At 72.2% G+C, this 18,527-nt stretch carries 12 protein-coding genes; 7 read left to right on the top strand and 5 right to left on the bottom strand.

Annotation, left to right across the window (positions count from 1 at the left end; genetic code table 11):
• Positions 1-283: 283 nt before the first annotated feature.
• From ACFWU6_RS28595 to ACFWU6_RS28605, 3 genes are all read right to left on the bottom strand, one after another.
• Complete coding sequence (locus tag ACFWU6_RS28595) at positions 284-1,171, bottom strand: phosphatase PAP2 family protein (protein WP_383805740.1); 888 nt, start codon at positions 1,169-1,171, stop codon at positions 284-286.
• A gap of 92 nt (positions 1,172-1,263) precedes the next feature.
• Positions 1,264-2,295: a LacI family DNA-binding transcriptional regulator gene (locus ACFWU6_RS28600; RefSeq protein WP_383983798.1), complete on the bottom strand. Its 1,032-nt coding sequence runs from the start codon at positions 2,293-2,295 to the stop codon at positions 1,264-1,266.
• 26 nt (positions 2,296-2,321) lie between these two features.
• Positions 2,322-4,031 (bottom strand): alpha-amylase family glycosyl hydrolase, encoded by a 1,710-nt coding sequence (locus ACFWU6_RS28605; protein ID WP_383983800.1) that lies wholly within the window; start codon positions 4,029-4,031, stop codon positions 2,322-2,324.
• 221 nt (positions 4,032-4,252) lie between these two features.
• Between ACFWU6_RS28605 and ACFWU6_RS28610 the strand changes: the two genes are divergently transcribed.
• From ACFWU6_RS28610 to ACFWU6_RS28630, 5 genes are read left to right on the top strand one after another with little or no spacing between them, the layout of a single operon-like run.
• Entirely contained in the window at positions 4,253-5,533 is a 1,281-nt protein-coding gene (locus tag ACFWU6_RS28610; protein ID WP_383805734.1) for an extracellular solute-binding protein, read from the top strand.
• Positions 5,534-5,539: 6 nt separating this feature from the next.
• Positions 5,540-6,580 (top strand): carbohydrate ABC transporter permease, encoded by a 1,041-nt coding sequence (locus tag ACFWU6_RS28615; RefSeq protein WP_383805732.1) that lies wholly within the window; start codon positions 5,540-5,542, stop codon positions 6,578-6,580.
• 2 nt (positions 6,581-6,582) lie between these two features.
• The gene (locus ACFWU6_RS28620; RefSeq protein WP_383805730.1) at positions 6,583-7,422 is read left to right on the top strand and encodes a sugar ABC transporter permease; all 840 of its coding nucleotides are present in this window, start codon (positions 6,583-6,585) and stop codon (positions 7,420-7,422) included.
• Between the two features lie 49 nt (positions 7,423-7,471).
• Positions 7,472-9,073 (top strand): glycoside hydrolase family 13 protein, encoded by a 1,602-nt coding sequence (locus tag ACFWU6_RS28625; protein WP_383983802.1) that lies wholly within the window; start codon positions 7,472-7,474, stop codon positions 9,071-9,073.
• On the top strand, positions 9,061-10,080 hold the full coding sequence (locus ACFWU6_RS28630; protein ID WP_383983804.1) for a LacI family DNA-binding transcriptional regulator: 1,020 nt from the start codon (positions 9,061-9,063) through the stop codon (positions 10,078-10,080). Before ACFWU6_RS28625 ends, ACFWU6_RS28630 begins: the two co-directional genes overlap by 13 nt.
• A gap of 80 nt (positions 10,081-10,160) precedes the next feature.
• Here ACFWU6_RS28630 and ACFWU6_RS28635 read toward each other — a convergent pair whose 3' ends face one another.
• Positions 10,161-10,616 carry a VOC family protein gene (locus ACFWU6_RS28635; protein WP_383805725.1) on the bottom strand — a complete coding sequence of 152 codons (456 nt, stop codon included), beginning with the start codon at positions 10,614-10,616 and terminating at the stop codon, positions 10,161-10,163.
• A gap of 203 nt (positions 10,617-10,819) precedes the next feature.
• Here ACFWU6_RS28635 and ACFWU6_RS28640 point away from each other — a divergent pair, with 203 nt between their 5' ends.
• Together ACFWU6_RS28640 and pulA are read left to right on the top strand one after the other, a co-directional pair.
• Complete coding sequence (locus ACFWU6_RS28640) at positions 10,820-12,550, top strand: carbohydrate-binding module family 20 domain-containing protein (protein ID WP_383983806.1); 1,731 nt, start codon at positions 10,820-10,822, stop codon at positions 12,548-12,550.
• 92 nt (positions 12,551-12,642) lie between these two features.
• Positions 12,643-17,997, top strand: a complete 5,355-nt coding sequence (pulA, locus tag ACFWU6_RS28645) for a pullulanase-type alpha-1,6-glucosidase (protein ID WP_383983826.1) — start codon at positions 12,643-12,645, stop codon at positions 17,995-17,997.
• Here pulA and ACFWU6_RS28650 read toward each other — a convergent pair.
• Positions 17,984-18,520: a GNAT family N-acetyltransferase gene (locus tag ACFWU6_RS28650; RefSeq protein WP_383805721.1), complete on the bottom strand. Its 537-nt coding sequence runs from the start codon at positions 18,518-18,520 to the stop codon at positions 17,984-17,986. The two genes, pulA and ACFWU6_RS28650, sit on opposite strands and share 14 nt — an antisense overlap.
• Between the last annotated feature and the right edge of the window lie 7 nt (positions 18,521-18,527).

Raw genomic sequence — 18,527 nt, forward strand, 5'->3', positions numbered from 1 at the left:
GGGGGCAGCGGGCCCGACGGGCTCCCGCCCGCCGTCGGAGCCTTCGGATCGGCGGGGGCCGGGGCCGCGGCGGCCGGGGTGCCCTGCGCCCCGGCCCCCGGTGAGGTCGCGTACGGCAGGTACTGGAGGGCGAGCCCTGTCCGATGCGGACTTGGCGGCCGCAGGCCGCAGGCCGCTGCACGGGCGCGGCCCGGAAGGCCCGGGAGGGAGGCGGAAGATCTAGTGCTGTGACCGGAAAGGTTTGCCGGGCGCCGCGACCCGGTGAATCTTTCCGGTCACAGCACTAGGCGCGCCGGAGGCGGTTGAGCAGCGCAGCCGCCGGATGCGGGTCCCCGTGCTCGGGGTGGCGCGGCAGCCGGTGCGGGAGCGAGCGGAACCAGAGGGCCGAGACGGCGAAGCCGAAGGCCAGGCAGAGCAGGCCGCCCACGGCGTCCAGCCAGAAGTGGTTGGCGGTGGCCACGATGACGACCAGGGTCACCGTGGGGTAGAGCAGGCCCAGGATCCGGGCCCAGGGGGCGGAGGCGACCGCGAAGATCGTCAGCCCGCACCAGAGCGACCACCCTATGTGCATGGACGGCATCGCCGCGTACTGGTTGGACATGTGCTTGAGGTCGCCCGAGGCCATGGAGCCCCAGGTGTGGTGGACCAGCACGGTGTCGATGAAGTCCTGCCCGTTCATCAGCCGGGGCGGCGCGAGCGGGTAGAAGTAGTAGCCGACCAGGGCCACGCCCGTGGTGGCGAAGAGGACCAGGCGCGTGGCCGCGTACCGCCCCGGGTGCAGGCGGTAGATCCACACGAGCACACCGATGGTCACCGCGAAGTGCAGCGTCGCGTAGTAGTAGTTCATGCCCACGATCAGCCACGTCACCGAGTTCACGGCGTGATTGACGGACTGCTCCACGGCGATGCCGAGGGAGCGCTCGACGTCCCAGATCCAGTCGGCGTTGGCGAGGGCCGCGGCCTTCTGCTCGGGCACCGCGTTGCGGATCAGCGAGTATGTCCAGTAGCTGACGGCGAGGAGCAGGATCTCGAACCAGATCCGGGGGCGCCGGGGGCTGCGCAGACGGGCGAGCAGGGTGCGCCGGGGCTCCGGACGGTCCTCGTTCCCGGACACGCTGGGTGCCGGGACGTCCGTCCGGGTTTCCAGTGTCTTCACGCTCGCTTCACCCATGGGGAAAGAGTCTGCCAGATGCGATCTGCCCTTCGATCATCCCTCGGGACGGTCTTCGGCGCCGACGATCCGCCCTGCGGACTACACCGGTCCTACGGCCTGCGCAGCCGGCCCGGTCCGGAGGCGGTGGAACCGCGGACCACCAGTTCCGGGAGGAAGACGAACTCGCCGTGCGGGGCGGGCGTACCGCCGATCTCCTCCAGCAGGGTCCGCACCGCCGCCTGCCCCATGGCCAGCACGGGCTGCCTGATGGTCGTCAGCGGGGGATCGGTGAACGCTATGAGGGGGGAGTCGTCGAAACCGACCACGGAGACGTCCGTCGGCACCTCCAGCCCCCGCTGGCGTGCGGCCCGGATCGCGCCGAGCGCCATCATGTCGCTGGCGCAGACCACCGCCGTGCAGCCCCGGGAGATCAGCGCCGTCGCCGCGGCCTGACCGCCCTCCAGCGTGTACAGCGAGTGCTGGATCAGCTCCTCGACCTCGGCCTCGTCGAGCCCGAGGCGCTCGCGCATCCCGAGCCGGAAGCCCTCGATCTTGCGGAGCACCGGGACGAACCGCTTCGGTCCGACCGCGAGCCCGATCCTGGTGTGGCCGAGAGCCGTCAGGTGGGTCACCGCGAGCTGCATCGCGGCCCGGTCGTCCGGCGAGACGAAGGCGGCCTGCACCTTGTCGGAGAAGCCGTTGATGAGGACGTACGGGACGCCCTGCCCGCGGAGTTGGTCGTAGCGGCCCATGTCGGCCGTGGTGTCGGCGTGCAGCCCGGACACGAAGATGATCCCGGAGACCCCGCGGTCGACCAGCATCTCGGTGAGTTCGTCCTCGGTGGACCCGCCGGGCGTCTGCGTGGCCAGCACCGGCGTGTATCCCTGCCGGGTCAGCGCCTGGCCGATGACCTGCGCGAGCGCCGGGAAGATCGGATTGTCCAGCTCGGGGGTTATCAGGCCGACGAGCCCCGCGCTGCGCTGGCGCAGTCGTACGGGCCGCTCGTAGCCGAGGACGTCGAGGGCGGCCAGCACGGACTCGCGGGTGCCTGCCGCCACGCCGGGCTTGCCGTTGAGCACGCGGCTGACTGTGGCTTCGCTGACCCCCGCCTGGGCTGCGATGTCGGCTAGCCGTGCGGTCACGGGATTGGACTGTACCGGTCGCACGTTCAGATTGCCCACCACGTGCAGGAATCCGGCGGGAGCAGCACCGTGCGGCCGTCCGTCTCCACGGGGGCGCTGGAGAGTACGGGGCGTCCCGGCGCCGGGAGCCCGACCGCGGAGGACCGGCCGTTGAGGGTGCAGGCGAAGCCGGGCCGGGTGAAGAGGAGGACGCCCTCGGGGGCGGACAGCCACCGCATCCCGGTGTCCGGGCCGTCCCAGTCCCCGGCGTCCGGGTCGTCGCAGCCCCCGGTGTCCTGGCCGACGCAGTCCCCGGGGGCCCCGGCCCGGCCGGCCTCCGGCGCGCCCAGGCCCGGTACCGCCCGGCGCAGCTCCAGGGCCGCGCGGTACAGCTCCAGCGTGGAGTGCGGATCGCCGGTCTGCGCGGCGACGCTGAGGCCGCCCCAGCCCGCGGGCTGCGGCAGCCAGCTGCCGGCCGGCCCGAAGTCGTACGGGGCCCGCTCGCCGGACCAGGGGAGGGGCACCCGGCAGCCGTCGCGGAGTCCGTCCTGCCCGGCGGTGCGCAGGAAGGCCGGGTCCTGGCGGACCTCGTCGGGGAGGTCGGTGACCTCGGGCAGGCCGAGCTCCTCGCCCTGGTAGACGTACGCGGACCCCGGCAGCGCCAGCATCAGCAGCGCGGCGGCCCGCGCCCGCGCCAGCCCCTGCTCCCCGCCGCCGTACCGCGTCACGTGCCGCACCACGTCGTGGTTGGACAGCACCCACGTGGTCGCGGCGCCCACCGAGGCGGTCGCGGCCAGTGACTCGTCGATGACGGCGCGCATCGCCGCGGTGTCCCACGGGCAGTTCAGGAAGCGGAAGTTGAATGCCTGGTGCAGCTCGTCGGGGCGGACGTACAGGGCGAGGCGCTCGGAGGTGGGGGCCCAGGCCTCGGCGACGCCGATGCGCGGGCCGTCGTAGGAGTCCAGGAGGCGGCGCCAGGTGCGGTGGATCTCGTGGACCCCGTCCTGGTCGAAGAAGGGGAGGGGCTGGGTGCCGATGAGGGTGGCCTGGGCGCCGCGGCCGATGTCCGGCAGCCCGGGGGCCTTGACCATGCCGTGGGCGACGTCGACGCGGAAGCCGTCGACGCCGAGGTCCAGCCAGAAGCGCAGGACGGAGGCGAACTCGGCGGCGACCTCGGGATGGTCCCAGTCGAGGTCGGGCTGCTCGGGGGCGAAGAGGTGCAGGTACCACGCGCCGTCCGGCACCCGGGTCCAGGCCGGGCCGCCGAAGACCGACTCCCAATCGTTGGGGGGCTCGCCGCCGTCCGCGCCCCGCCCCGGGCGGAAGTGGTACCGGGCGCGGGCCTCCGGGTCCCCGGCCAGGGCCGCGCGGAACCACGGGTGCTGCTCGGAGGTGTGGTTCGGCACCACGTCCACGATGACCCGCAGTCCGAGGGCGTGGGCGGCCCGTACCAGGTCGTCGGCGTCGGCGAGGTCCCCGAAGAGCGGGTCCACGGCCCGGTAGTCGACGACGTCGTAGCCGCCGTCTGCCTGGGGGGAGACGTAGAAGGGGGTGAGCCAGACGGCGTCGACCCCGAGCCGGGCCAGGTGCGGGAGGCGCTCGCGGACCCCGCGCAGGTCGCCGATGCCGTCGCCGTCGCTGTCCGCGAAGGACCGGACGTACACCTGGTAGATGACGGCATCACGCCACCAGCGGCTGCTCGCGGCGGCATCGCTGGAAGAGCTTGCAAGCGGGGCGGCCGTCAACTCGTGGGTCATATCGGGGTCAACGCGGCCACATGCCCCCTGGTTGCGGGCCCGAGGGTTCGAAGGTGACTCGAACTCACAGCAAGCTGCGGCAACCGTACGGACACACGGATGTAACGATCACCAGGTCTTGCAGAAAATTGCCGCAAGGTCTTTCGGTCTTCTTTCAGGCTTGTTACGTTCCTGGCAACTCGGGACCGCGAGGCGCGGCCGGGATCATCGAAGGAGTTCATATGCGGCGTGGCATAGCGGCCACCGCGCTGGTCGCGGTCCTGGCGCTCGCGGCGACGGCTTGCGGTGGGGACGCATCGGACGGCAAGGATGCGGCCGGCGGCAAGACCGGCGGAGAGCTTTCCGGCACGGTCACGTGGTGGGACACCTCGAACGACGCGGAGAAGGCCAGCTTCCAGAAGATCGCCGAGGCGTTCACCGCGAAGCACCCGAAGGTCACCGTCAAGTACGTCAACGTCCCGTACGGCGACGCGCAGAACAAGGTCAAGAACGCCTTCAGCAGCGGCTCCGACGCGCCCGACGTCATCCGCGCCGACGTCGGCTGGGTCGCCGACCTCGCCTCGCTCCAGTACCTCGACGAGGTGCCCGCCGAGACGGCGAAGAAGGTCGACGCGGAGTTCCTGCCGCAGGCCGCTGCCAGCGGCAAGTTCGAGGGCAAGACCTACGCGGTGCCCCAGGTCATCGACACCCTCGGCCTCTTCTACAACAAGAAGATGCTGGCCGACGCCGGCGTGCAGCCCCCCACCACGCTGGAGGAGGTCAAGGCCGCCGCTGCCGCGATCAAGGCGAAGACCGGCAAGGCCGGCCTCTACCTGCGCGGCGACGACTCCTACTGGTTCCTCCCGCTGATCTACGGCGAGGGCGGCGACCTGGTCGACGCGAAGAACAAGACGGTCACCGTCGACAACGCGGCCGGCGTCAAGGCCTTCAAGACCGCGCGCGACCTGGTCGCCTCGGGGGCGGCGCTCACCAACGCCACCGACGGCTGGACCAACATGCAGACCGCCTTCAAGTCCGGGGAGGTCGCGATGATGATCAACGGCCCCTGGGCCGTCGCCGACACCTACGCGGGCGACCAGTTCAAGGACAAGGCCAACCTCGGCGTCGCCGCGGTCCCGGCCGGCTCGGTCAAGGCCGGCGCCCCGCAGGGCGGCCACGACCTCGCCGTCTACGCCGGCTCCAAGAACACCGCCGCCGCGCACGCCTTCGTGGACTACATGACCTCGCAGGAGGTCCAGGTGCAGTCCGCCAAGGAGCTGAGCCTGCTCCCGACCCGTACGGCCGCCTACGAGCAGCCCGACGTCAAGGGCAGCGAGATGGTGCAGTTCTTCAAGCCGGCCGTGGACAAGGCCGTCGAGCGCGCCTGGATCCCGGAGAACGGCTCCCTCTTCGAGCCGCTGAAGACCGAGTACACCAAGGCGATCACCGGGGCGTCGAGCCCCGAGGACGCGGCCAAGTCGGCCGGCGCCGAGTTCCGCAAGATCCTCAAGGGCTGGAAGTAGCGAACCATGGCTGCTCACACCAGCCAGTCGGTGGCGAAGGCCGCGGGCGACGACGTCGAGAACGGCGTCGACGCCCGCGGCCGGAGCCGCTGGACTGACACCGCGAGAAGGAACGGCGACCGCGGCGGGCTGCGGCGCGCCCTCGCCACGCACTGGTACGCCTGGGCCATGGTCGCCCCGGTGGTGCTCGTCCTCGGCGTGATCATCGGCTGGCCGCTGGTCCGCGGCGTGTACCTGTCGCTGACCGACGCCACCGAGCGCAACGTCTCGCGCACGATCGGCGCCCGCCACATCGAGGCCACGTACGAGTTCGTCGGACTCGACAACTACGCGGCCGTGCTCAGCGACCCGGTCTTCCTGCAGCGGCTGGTGTGGACGGTGGCGTGGACCGTCGCCTGCGTCTCCGTCACCTTCGCGCTCGGCTTGGTCCTCGCCACCATGCTCAACCGGGACTTCCGGGGCCGCGCCGCCTACCGGATGGCGCTGATCCTGCCCTGGGCGGTCCCCGGGTTCGTCTCCGTCTTCGCCTGGCGGTTCCTCTTCAACCGCGACAACGGCATCCTGAACAAGGTGCTCGACGGCGGCGGCATCGCCGCCGTCCCGTGGCTCGACGACCCGACCTGGGCCAAGTTCTCGGTCATCGCCGTCAACGTCTGGCTCGGCGTCCCCTTCATGATGGTCGCCCTCCTCGGCGGCCTCCAGTCCATCCCCGGCGAGCTCTACGAGGCCGCCGAGATGGACGGCGCCACCCCCTGGCAGCGGTTCCGGCACATCACCCTGCCCGGCCTGCGCGCGGTGAGCATGACCGTGATCCTGCTGTCCACCATCTGGACCTTCAACATGTTCCCGGTGATCTTCCTGCTCACCCGGGGCGGCCCGGGCGACTCCACCGAGATCCTGGTGACCCAGGCCTTCCGCGAGGCCTTCATCACGAGCCCGCGCGACTTCGCCGCCTCGGCGACCTGGGGCGTCCTGATCCTCGCCCTGCTCATGATCTTCGCGCTGGTCTACCGGCGCGCGCTGCGCAAGCAGGGAGAGGTGTGGTGACCATGACCACGCGCACTCGGGGCCGCCGCGCCCCGCTCGCCTCCGTCGGCCTCCACGCGACCCTCGTCGCGGCCTCCGTGATCGCCGTCTTCCCGGTGCTGTGGATCCTGCTGACCTCGATCAAGCCGGCGCAGTACGCGATCACCACCGACTTCGTCAAGGAACCGACGCTCGGCAACTACAGCCACCTGGTGGAGGACAGCCACTTCCTCAGCTGGTTCGCCAACTCCGTCCTGGTCGCCGGCGTCACCACCGTCCTCGGCGTCTTCATCGCCGCCACCACCGGCTACGCGGTGAGCCGGTTCAAGTTCCCCGGCATGAAGCCGCTCATGTGGACCCTGCTCATCACGCAGATGTTCCCCATGGCGATCCTGATCGTCCCGCTCTACAACCTGATGGGCGACCTCGGGCTGCTGAACCAGCCGGTCGGCCTGATCATCACCTACCTCACCATCGCCGTGCCGTTCTGCGCCTGGATGATGAAGGGCTTCTTCGACACCATCCCGGTCGAGATCGACGAGTCCGGCCGGGTCGACGGGCTCAACCCCTTCGGCACCTTCTGGCGCCTGATCCTCCCGCTGGCCAAGCCGGGCCTCGCCGTCACCGGCTTCTACGCCTTCATCACCGCCTGGGGCGAAGTCGCGTACGCCTCGGCCTTCATGGTCGGCGAGGAGAACCTCACCCTGGCGGGCGGGCTCCAGACCTTCGTCACGCAGTACACCTCCAACTGGGGTGCGATGAGCGCGGCTTCCGTCCTCATCGCGATCCCGGCGGCGGTCTTCTTCCTCTTCGCCCAGCGTCACCTCGTCGCCGGGATGACGGCAGGCGCCACCAAGGGCTGACCACCCCCGCCTGCTCCCGCATCACCGGCCCGATCTCTTCAAGGACGACATGACCCAGCACCTCGCCGACGCACTCCCCACCTCCACCGGCACCCTGCCCGGCTGGTGGAGAGAAGCGGTGATCTACCAGGTCTATCCGCGCAGCTTCGCCGACTCCAACGGGGACGGCATGGGGGACCTCGAAGGAATCCGCAGCCGCCTGCCCTACCTCAAGGACCTCGGCGTCGACGCCGTCTGGCTCAGCCCCTTCTACGCCTCCCCGCAGGCCGACGCGGGCTACGACGTCGCCGACTACCGGGCCATCGACCCCATGTTCGGCACCCTGCACGACGCCGACGCCGTGATCCGCGAGGCCCACGCCCTGGGCCTGCGGATCATCGTGGACCTCGTCCCCAACCACTGCTCCGACCAGCACGAGTGGTTCAAGCAGGCCCTGCGGGAGGGCCCCGGCACCCCCCTGCGGGAGCGCTTCCACTTCCGCCCCGGCCAGGGCGCCGACGGCGAACTCCCGCCCAACGACTGGGAGTCGATCTTCGGCGGCCCGGCCTGGACCCGGGTGCCGGACGGCGAGTGGTACCTGCACCTCTTCGCCCCCGAGCAGCCCGACTTCAACTGGGACCACCCCGCCGTCCAGGACGAGTTCCGCTCCATCCTGCGCTTCTGGCTGGACCTCGGCACCGACGGTTTCCGCATCGACGTCGCCCACGGCCTGGTCAAGGCCCCGGGCCTGCCCGACCTCGGGCGCGACGAGCAGCTCAAGCTCCTCGGCAACCAGGTGCTGCCCTTCTTCGACCAGGACGGCGTCCACGAGATCTACCGCTCCTGGCGCACCGTCCTGGACGAGTACGCCGGGGACCGCATCGGCGTCGCCGAGGCGTGGACGCCCAGTGCCGAGCGCACCGCGCTCTACCTGCGCTCCGACGAGCTGCACCAGGCCTTCAACTTCCACTACCTCAACACCGGCTGGGACGCCGAGGCGCTGCGCGCCGCCATCGACGAATCGCTCGACGCCATGCGGCCGGTGGGCGCCCCGACCACGTGGGTGCTGTCCAACCACGACGTGGTGCGGCACGTGACGCGGTACGGCGGCGGGGAGCAGGGGCTGGCGCGGGCGCGGGCCGCCGCGCTGCTGATGCTGGCGCTGCCGGGGTCCGCGTACGTCTACCAGGGCGAGGAGCTCGGCCTGCCCGAGGTCACCGACCTCCCCGACGAGGTCCGCCAGGACCCCTCCTTCTTCAAGGCGAACGGCCAGGACGGGCTCCGTGACGGCTGCCGGGTGCCGATCCCGTGGTCCGGCGAGCAGGCTCCGTACGGCTTCGGTGACGGCGGCAGCTGGCTGCCGCAGCCGGACGGCTGGGCGGCGCTCAGCGTCGAGGCGCAGACCGGCGACCCGGCCTCCACCCTGGAGCTGTACCGGGCGGCGCTGCGGATCCGCCGCGAGCGGGCGGAGCTGGGCGCGGGCGACGCGGTGGAGTGGCTGGCGGCGCCGGCCGGCGTCCTGGCCTTCCGGCGCGGCGCGTTCGTCTGCACGGTCAACACCACGGGCTCGGCCGTCCGCCTGCCCGCGCCGGGCGCCGTGCTGCTCGCGAGCACCGAGCTCGGGGACCCGGACCTGCTCCCGGCCGACAGCGCGGTGTGGTGGCTGGGGTGACCTCCGCGCTGCGGCTCACCGACATCGCCGCGCAGGCCGAGGTCAGCGAGGCGACGGTGAGCCGCGTGCTCAACGGCAAGTCGGGCGTGGCGGCCGGCACCCGGCACAAGGTGCTGGCCGCGCTCGACCTGCTGGGCTACGAGCGGCCGGTGCGGCTCAAGCGGCGCAGCAACGGCCTGGTGGGGCTGCTCATCCCGGAGCTGACCAACCCGATCTTCCCGGCGTTCGCGCAGGTCATCGAGCAGGCGTTGGCCGGGCACGGGTACACCCCGGTGCTGTGCACGCAGACCCCGGGCGGGGCCACCGAGGACGAGCTGGTGGAGCAGCTGGAGGAGCGGGGGGTCACGGGCATCGTGTTCCTCTCCGGCCTCCACGCGGATTCCGCCGCGGACCCCTCGCGCTACCGGCGACTGGCGGCGCGGGGGGTGCCGTTCGTGCTGATCAACGGCTTCAACGAGCGGATCAGCGCGCCCTTCGTCTCGCCGGACGACCGGGCGGCGGCCGACATGGCGGTGCGGCACCTGGAGGACCTGGGGCACCGGCGGATCGGCCTGGCGATCGGGCCGACGCGGTACGTGCCGTCGGCGCGCAAGGAGCAGGGCTTCCTCGCGGCGCTGCCGGGCGCCGACGCCGAGGGCCTCGTGCAGCGCACGCTGTTCACGGTGGAGGGCGGGCACGCGGCGGGCGGCGCCCTGCTGGACCGGGGCTGTACCGGGGTGGTGTGCGCGAGCGACATGATGGCGCTGGGTGTCGTCCGGGCGGCGCGGGAGCGGGGGCTGCGGGTTCCGCAGGACGTGTCGGTGGTCGGCTTCGACGACTCGCCGCTGGTGGCGTTCACGGACCCGCCGCTGACGACGGTGCGCCAGCCGGTCCGCGCCATGGCGACGGCCGCCGTCGGGGCGCTCCTGGAGGCGGTGGGCGGCACCCCCGTCCAGCGCACCGAGTACGTCTTCCAGCCGGAGCTGGTGGTCCGCGGCTCCACCGCCGAGGCACCGACCCCGGCCTGATGCGTCGACCCCCGCCTGATCCGTCGGCCCCGGCCTGATCCGCCGGGGCCGACGGCTCCGCGGGGCCGGTCGGCTCCGGCTCAGACCACGCAGAACTCGTTGCCCTCGGGGTCCTGGAGCACGACGGCGTAGTACGGCATGTCCGGTACGTCCATCACCCGCAGCACGGTCGCGCCGTCCGCGGTGAGACGGGCCACCTTGGCGGTGACCCGCTCGATCCGGGTCGCGATGGGCACGTCCCGCCCGCCGCCGACCTTCAGGTCGAGGTGCAGGCGGTTCTTGCCGCTCTTGGCCTCGGGGACCTTCTGGAACCAGATCCGCGGACCCCGGTCCGCCGGGTCGACGATCGACTCGGGCGTCTCCCCGGCCCCGCCCTCCAGTTCCTCCGGGGGCACCCCCATCTCCTGCCAGTAGGCGCGCCAGGTGGCGTGTCCGCCGGGCGCCGGTTCCGGCACGTACCCCAGGGCGCCGGCCCAGAAGGCCACCATCCGCCCGGGATCGGCGCAGTCGACGGTCAGTTGCACGGTCATCTCCATGTCCGCAGGGTCGCAGACGCCGCTGACACCGGCGCCGACGGCGCCGACGGCGCGGCCCGTGGACGGTCACGGTCGGTGGCGCCGGTCCGGGGGCGCGCCCGCCGGAAACAATTCTGCAATCTCTTGCGCAAAGTCTTGCAGCGTGTGGGTGTGCGCCCTACGGTCGCTGCCATCCCCACCTCTTTCGCCAGGAGGCACCCGCCATGCCCCGCACTCGCGTCCGCCGTCGTACGCGGCCCCCCCACCGCAGAGCCGTCCTCGCGGCCCTGGCCGTGGCCGCCGCCACCCTCGTCGCCCCGGCCTCCCCCGCGGCCGCGGCGCCGCCCGGGGAGAAGGACGTCACCGCTGTCCTCTTCGAGTGGAGATTCGACTCCGTGGCCTCGGCCTGCACCGACTCCCTCGGCCCCGCCGGCTACGGCTCCGTCCAGGTCTCGCCTCCCCAGGAGCACATCCAGGGCCCCCAGTGGTGGACCTCGTACCAGCCCGTGAGCTACAGGATCGCCGGCCGGCTCGGTGACCGCACCGCCTTCAAGCGGATGGTCGACACCTGCCACGCCGCCGGCGTCAAGGTCGTCGCGGACGCCGTCATCAACCACATGGCCGCCTCCGACGGCACCGGAACCGGCGGCAGTTCGTACACGAAGTACAACTACCCCGGGATCTACTCCGGATCCGACATGGACGACTGCCGGGCCACGATCTCGAACTACGGGGACCGGGGGAACGTCCAGAACTGCGAGCTGGTGCAGCTCGCCGACCTGGACACCGGCGAGGACTACGTCCGGGGCCGCATCGCCGGCTACCTCAACGACCTCCTCTCCCTCGGCGTCGACGCCTTCCGCATCGACGCCGCCAAGCACATGCCCGCCGCGGACCTCGCCGCCATCAAGTCCCGGCTGACGAACCCGGGGGTCCACTGGAAGCAGGAGGCCATCTTCGGGGCGGGCGAGGCGGTCGCGCCGGGCGAGTACCTCGGCAGCGGTGACGTGCAGGAGTTCCGCTACGCCCGCGACCTCAAGCGGACCTTCCGGTCGGAGAGCCTCGCCCACCTGAAGAACTTCGGGGAGGCCTGGGGGTACATGGCGTCCGGGAGGTCCGGAGTCTTCGTGGACAACCACGACACCGAGCGCGGCGGCGACACCCTCAGCTACAAGGACGGCTCCGCCTACACCCTCGCCAACGTCTTCATGCTGGCCTGGCCCTACGGCTCCCCGGACGTCCACTCCGGCTACGAGTGGACCGACAAGGACGCGGGCCCGCCCAACGGCGGCTCCGTGAGCGCCTGTCACACCGACGGCTGGAAGTGCCAGCACGCCTGGCGGGAGATCTCCTCCATGGTGGCGCTGCGCAACGCGGCCCGCGGGCAGGCCGTCACCGACTGGTGGGACAACGGCGGCGACCAGATCGCCTTCGGCCGCGGCGCCAAGGCGTACGTGGCGATCAACCACGAGGGCGCGGCCCTCACCCGCACCTTCCAGAGCTCCCTGCCGCCCGGTGCCTACTGCGACGTGCAGAGCGGCCGCACCGTCACCGTGAACGGCTCCGGGCAGTTCACCGCGACCCTCGGCGCCGGGACCGCCGTCGCCCTGCACGTGAACGCCCGCACCTGCTCCGGCGGCGCCACCCCGCCGCCCTCCGCCACCGCGGGCGCCTCCTTCGCGGTCAACGCCACCACCGTCCCCGGGCAGGACATCCACGTCACCGGCGACCGCCCCGAGCTCGGCAACTGGAACACCGGAGCCGCCCCGAAGCTCGACCCGGCCGCCTACCCCGTCTGGAAGCTGGACGTGCCGCTGCCGCCCGGGACCGTCTTCGCCTACAAGTACGTCCGCAAGGACGCCGCAGGCAAGGTCACCTGGGAGAGCGGGGCCAACCGCACCGCCACCGTCCCGGCCACCGGGGCGGTCACCCTGACCGACACCTGGCGCGGCTGACCCGCCGCCCCACAGACCAGGGCCGCCCGGCACCACCAGCCCCGCCACCGCCGGGCGGCCCTCATCCACGTACCCAGGGAGAAAACGCCTTGATACGCCCCGCCGCAGGAGCCCTCGCCGCCGCACTGGCCGTGACGCTCCTGCCCGCCCTCCCGGCCGCGGCCGCCGCGGCCAGGCCGCCGGCCCCGCCCTCGGACGCGAAGCTCGCCTCCGAGCCGGCCCGCCACGACCTGACCCGGGAGCAGTTCTACTTCGCGCTCCCGGACCGCTTCGCGAACGGCGACCCGCGCAACGACCGGGGCGGCCTGACCGGCTCCCGGCTCGAAACCGGCCTGGACCCCACCGACAAGGGCTTCTACCAGGGCGGCGACCTCAAGGGGCTGACCGACCGGCTCGACTACGTCAAGGGCCTGGGGACGACGGCCATCTGGCTGGCGCCGATCTTCAAGAACCAGCCGGTGCAGGGCAAGGGCGACGACGTCTCGGCCGGCTACCACGGCTACTGGATCACCGACTTCACCCAGGTCGACCCGCACTTCGGGACCAACGCCGACCTGGAACGGCTCATCGACAAGGCGCACGCCAAGGGGATGAAGGTCTTCTTCGACGTCATCACCAACCACACCGCCGACGTCGTCGACTACCGCGAGGCGTCCTACTCCTACCTCTCCAAGGGCGCCTTCCCCTACCTGACGAAGGACGGGGTGCCGTTCGACGACGCCGACTACGCCGACGGCAAGCGGGCGTTCCCGAAGACGGACGCCGACTCCTTCCCGCGGACCCCCTTCGTGCCCGACGCGAAGAAGGGGCTCAAGGTCCCGGCGTGGCTCAACGACCCGCGGATGTACCACAACCGGGGCGACTCCACCTTCGCCGGGGAATCGTCCGAGCAGGGCGACTTCTTCGGACTCGACGACCTGTGGACCGAGCGCCCCGAGGTCGTCGACGGCATGGAGAAGATCTACCAGAAGTGGGTCGAGGACTTCGGGATCGACGGCTTCCGCATCGACACGGTCAAGCACGTCAACACCGGCTTCTGGACCCGGTGGGCGACCGCCCTCGACGCCTACGCGGCCGAGCGCGGCCGGGACGACTTCTTCATGTTCGGCGAGGTCTACTCCGCCGACACCGCCGTCACCTCCCCGTACGTGACGCGCGGGCGCCTCGACGCCACCCTGGACTTCCCGCTCCAGGACGCGATCCGCGCGTACGCCTCCCAGGGCGCGGCCGCCGGCCGGCTGGGCTCCGTACTGGCCGACGACTACCGGTACACCACCGACAAGGCCAACGCCTACGAGCAGGTGACCTTCCTCGGCAACCACGACATGGGCCGCTTCGGGACGTTCCTGAAGCAGGACCGGCCGGGGGCGGGGGAGCAGGAGCTCCTGGACCGCTACCGGCTCGCCAACGAGCTGATGTTCCTCTCCCGCGGCAACCCGGTCATCTACTCCGGGGACGAGCAGGGCTTCACCGGCGCCGGCGGTGACAAGGACGCGCGGCAGCCGCTGTTCGCCTCCCGGGCCGCCGACTACCTGGACGACGACCAGCTGGGCACGGACCGCACCCACGCGCGCGACGCCTACGACCCGGGGCACCCGCTCTACCGGCAGATCAGTGCCCTCTCGAAGCTGACGAAGGCCCACCCGGCCCTGCGGGACGGCGTCCAGAGCGAGCGCCTGGCCGACGGCTCCGTCTACGCCTTCGCCCGTACGGACCCCCGCACCCGGACCGAGTACCTGGTCGCGGCGAACAATGCGGCCGAGCCCCGGACCGTCGAGCTCGACGCCCCGGCCGGAGCGCAGTACCGCACCCTGTACGGCGGCTCCGCCACGGTCCGCGCCTCCGCCGCCGGCAGGCTGGCCGTCTCCGTGCCCGCCTACGGCTCGGTCGTCCTCCGGGCCGACGCGCCCCTCGCACGGCCCGCCGCCAAGCCCGCCCTGACCCTCAAGGCCCCCGCCCCGGGCGCCGCCGGCACCGTCGAGCTGTCCGCCGACGTCACCGGCGGCGGCCTGAACCGGGTCGTCTTCGCCGCCCAGAGCGGCACCGGGAAGTGGCAGGTCCTCGGCTCCGCGGACCACGCCCCGTACAAGGTCACCCAGCACGTCGAGGCCGCCCCCGGCACCGCCCTGCGCTACAAGGCCGTCGTCGTCGACTCCGCCGGCCGCACCGCGAGCGCCCTCGCCGCATCCGTCGCCGGCCAGGCCCCGCCCGCCGAGGTGCCGACCGCGACCCAGCGCGACTACGCCGTCGTCCACTACAACCGCCCCGACGGCGACTACACGAACTGGCGGCTCTACGCCTGGGGCGACGTCGCCGAGGGCGAGACGACCCCCTGGCCCGAGGGCCACCCCTTCACCGGCCGCGATGCCTACGGCGCCTTCGCGTACGTCAAGCTCAAGCCCGGCGCCTCCTCCGTCAACTACCTCGTCATCGACAAGGACGGCGCCAAGGACGTCGCCGCCGACCGCACCATCGACGTCACGAAGACCGGGGAGATCTGGCTGGAGCAGGGCAAGGAGCCCGCCCGCACCGAGCGCCCCGCCCAGCCGCCGCAGGACACCACGAAGGCCGTCCTGCACCACCACCGCCCCGACGGCGCCTACGACGGCTGGGGCCTGCACGTCTGGACCGGCGCCGCGAACCCGACCGACTGGTCGAAGCCGCTCCTGCCCGTCCGCACCGACTCCTACGGGGCCGTGTACGAGGTTCCCCTCGCCGCCGGCGCCACCTCGCTCAGCTACATCCTCCACAAGGGCGACGAGAAGGACCTGCCGACCGACCAGTCCCTCGACCTGAAGGCCACCGGCCACGAGGTCTGGATGCTCGGCGGACGACAGCAGTACCTCCTCCCGCAGCCCGCGGGCTCCGCCGCCGCCCTGGACCTCACCACGTCCAAAGCCGTGTGGATCGACCGCGACACCCTGGTCTGGGACGCCCCGCCCGCCGCCGCCTCCGTCCAGCTCCTCGCCTCCCGCGAGGGCCGCATCACCGCCGACAAGGGGGTCCTGCACGAGGGCGGCGCCGCATGGCTGCGGCTGAAGGGCAGCGGGCTCACCGCCGCCCAGAAGCAGAGGTTCCCGCACCTGGCCGCCTCCGCCGCCTTCACCGTGGACCCGCGCGACCGGGAACGCGTCCGCGAGGCCCTGCACGGCCAGCTCGTCGCGAGCGCCCGCGCCGCCAACGGAGCAGCCCTCGCCGCCACCGGCGTCCAGCTCGCCGGCGTCCTCGACGACCTGTACGCGACGAACGCCCCGCTCGGCCCGGTCTTCAAGGACGGCCGCCCCACCCTCTCCGTGTGGGCCCCCACCGCCCAGCAGGTCGCCCTCGAACTCGACGGCCGCACCGTCGCCATGCGCCGCGACGACGCCACCGGCGTCTGGTCGGTGCGCGGCGAGCGGAACTGGACCGGCAAGCCCTACCGCTACGCCGTGACCGTCTGGGCCCCCAGCACCCGCCAGGTGGTCCGCAACCTGGTCACCGACCCGTACTCCACCGCCCTGACCGCCGATTCCACCCACAGCCTCGCCGTGGACCTGGCCGACCCGAAGCTCGCCCCGCCCGGCTGGCGCGACCTGCGCAAGCCCGCACCCGTCCCCTTCACCTCCGCGCAGATCCAGGAACTGCACGTCCGCGACTTCTCCGTCGCGGACCGCACCAGCGGCCACCCCGGGCAGTACCTGGCCTTCACCGACACCGCCTCGGCCGGCATGCGGCACCTGCGCGACCTGGCCGCCGCGGGCACCTCGTACGTCCACCTCCTGCCCGCCTTCGACATCGGCACGATCCCGGAGAAGCCGGCCGACCGCACCGAACCGGCCTGCGACCTGAAGGTCCACGCCCCCGACTCCGACCAGCAGCAGGCCTGCGTGGCCGCCGCGGCCGCGAAGGACGCCTACAACTGGGGCTACGACCCGCTGCACTACACCGTCCCCGAGGGCAGCTACGCCAGCGACCCCAACGGCACCGCCCGCACCACCGAGTTCCGCAGGATGGTCCAGTCCCTGAACGGAGCCGGGCTGCGCACCGTCATGGACGTGGTCTACAACCACACCGTCGCCGCCGGGCAGTCGGACAAGTCGGTGCTCGACCGCATCGTCCCCGGCTACTACCAGCGGCTGCTGGCCGACGGCTCCGTCGCCACCTCCACCTGCTGCGCCAACACCGCCCCCGAGAACGCCATGATGGGCCGCCTGGTCGTCGACTCGATCGTCACCTGGGCCCGGGAGTACAAGGTCGACGGCTTCCGCTTCGACCTGATGGGCCACCACCCCAAGGCCAACATCCTCGCCGTCCGCGCCGCCCTGGACGCCCTGACCCCGGCCAAGGACGGCGTCGACGGCAAGAAGATCGTGCTCTACGGCGAGGGCTGGAACTTCGGCGAGGTCGCCGACGACGCCCGCTTCGTCCAGGCCACCCAGAAGAACATGGCCGGCACCGGCATCGCCACCTTCTCCGACCGGGCCCGCGACGCGGTCCGAGGCGGCGGCCCCTTCGACGAGGACCCGCGCGTACAGGGCTTCGCCTCGGGCCTGTTCACCGAGCCGAACGGCTCCCCGGCCAACGGCACCCCGGCCGAGCAGAAGGCCCGGCTCCTGCACGCCCAGGACCTGATCAAGGTCGGCCTGTCCGGGAACCTCGCCTCGTACGCCTTCACCGACACCTCCGGGCGCCGCACCAAGGGCTCCGAGGTGGACTACAACGGCTCACCGGCCGGCTACGCGGCCGCCCCGGGCGACGCCCTCGCCTACGCGGACGCCCACGACAACGAAACCCTCGCCGACGCCCTGACGTACAAGCTGCCGCCCGCCACCAGCCCCGCGGACAAGGCCCGCATGCAGGTCCTCGCCATGGCGACGGCCACCCTCTCCCAGGGTCCCTCGCTCTCCCAGGCGGGCACCGACCTGCTCCGCTCCAAGTCCCTGGACCGCAACTCCTACGACAGCGGTGACTGGTTCAACGCCCTCCACTGGGACTGCCGCGACGGCAACGGCTTCGGCCGCGGCCTGCCCCCGGCCGCCGACAACGCCTCCAAGTGGACCTACGCCAAGCCCCTGCTGACCCTGCCCGCCCCCACCTGCACCGACATCACCGGAGCCGCCGCGGCCTTCCGCGACCTCCAGCGCATCCGTACGACGGAACGGTCCTTCGCCCTCACCGACCCCGCGGCGGTCCAGGCGCAGCTGGCCTTCCCGCTGTCGGGCAAGGACGAGACCCCCGGTGTGATCACCATGTCCCTCGGCGACCTGGTGGTCGTCTTCAACGCCACGCCCGCCACCCAGCGCCAGCGCGTCCCCGCCCTTGCGGGCAGCGCCTACGCCCTGCACCCGGTCCAGGCCGGCGGCTCCGACGCCACGGTCCGGCGGTCCGCCTACGACACCACGACGGGAGAGTTCACCACCCCGGCCCGCACGGTCGCCGTCTTCACCCGGAGCCTCACACGACCGTGAGCCGGTCGAGCCGCTTCTCCAGCAGGATCACCCCGTAGAGCCGGCCGTCCGTGGCCTGCTTCGACGGGAACTCCCCGACCACCCGGTAGCCCGCACCGCGGTAGTACGCGAGCAGCCGGGGGTTGGTGGAGACGCAGTCCAGCCGGGCCCGGGCCAGTCCGGACCGGGCGATCCGCCGCTCGGCGTGTTCGAGCATGCGGCGCCCGGCTCCGGCGGGCGCCGCCTGGCGCTCCACCATCAGCCGGTGCACGTAACCGGCGACGGGCGGCTGCACCCCCCAGGCCTCCTCGTCCGACCACCACAGCTCGTACGCGCCGACGATGCGCCCGTCGCTGTCGCCGGCGAGCCACACCTCGCCCTCGCGCATCGTCGCCAGGAAGTGCGCGGCGCCCTTCTCGCCGGGCTTCCACTGCTCGATCCCGTGCTTCTGCATCCAGCGGGCAGCCTGGTCGTACAACTGCACCAGGGTGTCGACGTCCTTCTCCGCGGCCGGCCGGAACAACATCCCGTCGTCAATGATCACGCGGGCA

Source organism: Streptomyces sp. NPDC058674, assembly GCF_042716505.1.
Lineage (GTDB): Bacteria > Actinomycetota > Actinomycetes > Streptomycetales > Streptomycetaceae > Streptomyces.

Bases quoted from the DNA above. Each gene is read 5' to 3' on its own strand.
- ACFWU6_RS28595 (WP_383805740.1), bottom strand. From the start codon at position 1,171: ATGGGTGAAGCGAGCGTGAAGACACTGGAAACCCGGACGGACGTCCCG.
- ACFWU6_RS28605 (WP_383983800.1), bottom strand. From the start codon at position 4,031: ATGACCCACGAGTTGACGGCCGCCCCGCTTGCAAGCTCTTCCAGCGAT.
- ACFWU6_RS28610 (WP_383805734.1), top strand. From the start codon at position 4,253: ATGCGGCGTGGCATAGCGGCCACCGCGCTGGTCGCGGTCCTGGCGCTC.
- ACFWU6_RS28615 (WP_383805732.1), top strand. From the start codon at position 5,540: ATGGCTGCTCACACCAGCCAGTCGGTGGCGAAGGCCGCGGGCGACGAC.
- ACFWU6_RS28620 (WP_383805730.1), top strand. From the start codon at position 6,583: ATGACCACGCGCACTCGGGGCCGCCGCGCCCCGCTCGCCTCCGTCGGC.
- ACFWU6_RS28625 (WP_383983802.1), top strand. From the start codon at position 7,472: ATGACCCAGCACCTCGCCGACGCACTCCCCACCTCCACCGGCACCCTG.
- ACFWU6_RS28635 (WP_383805725.1), bottom strand. From the start codon at position 10,616: ATGGAGATGACCGTGCAACTGACCGTCGACTGCGCCGATCCCGGGCGG.
- ACFWU6_RS28640 (WP_383983806.1), top strand. From the start codon at position 10,820: ATGCCCCGCACTCGCGTCCGCCGTCGTACGCGGCCCCCCCACCGCAGA.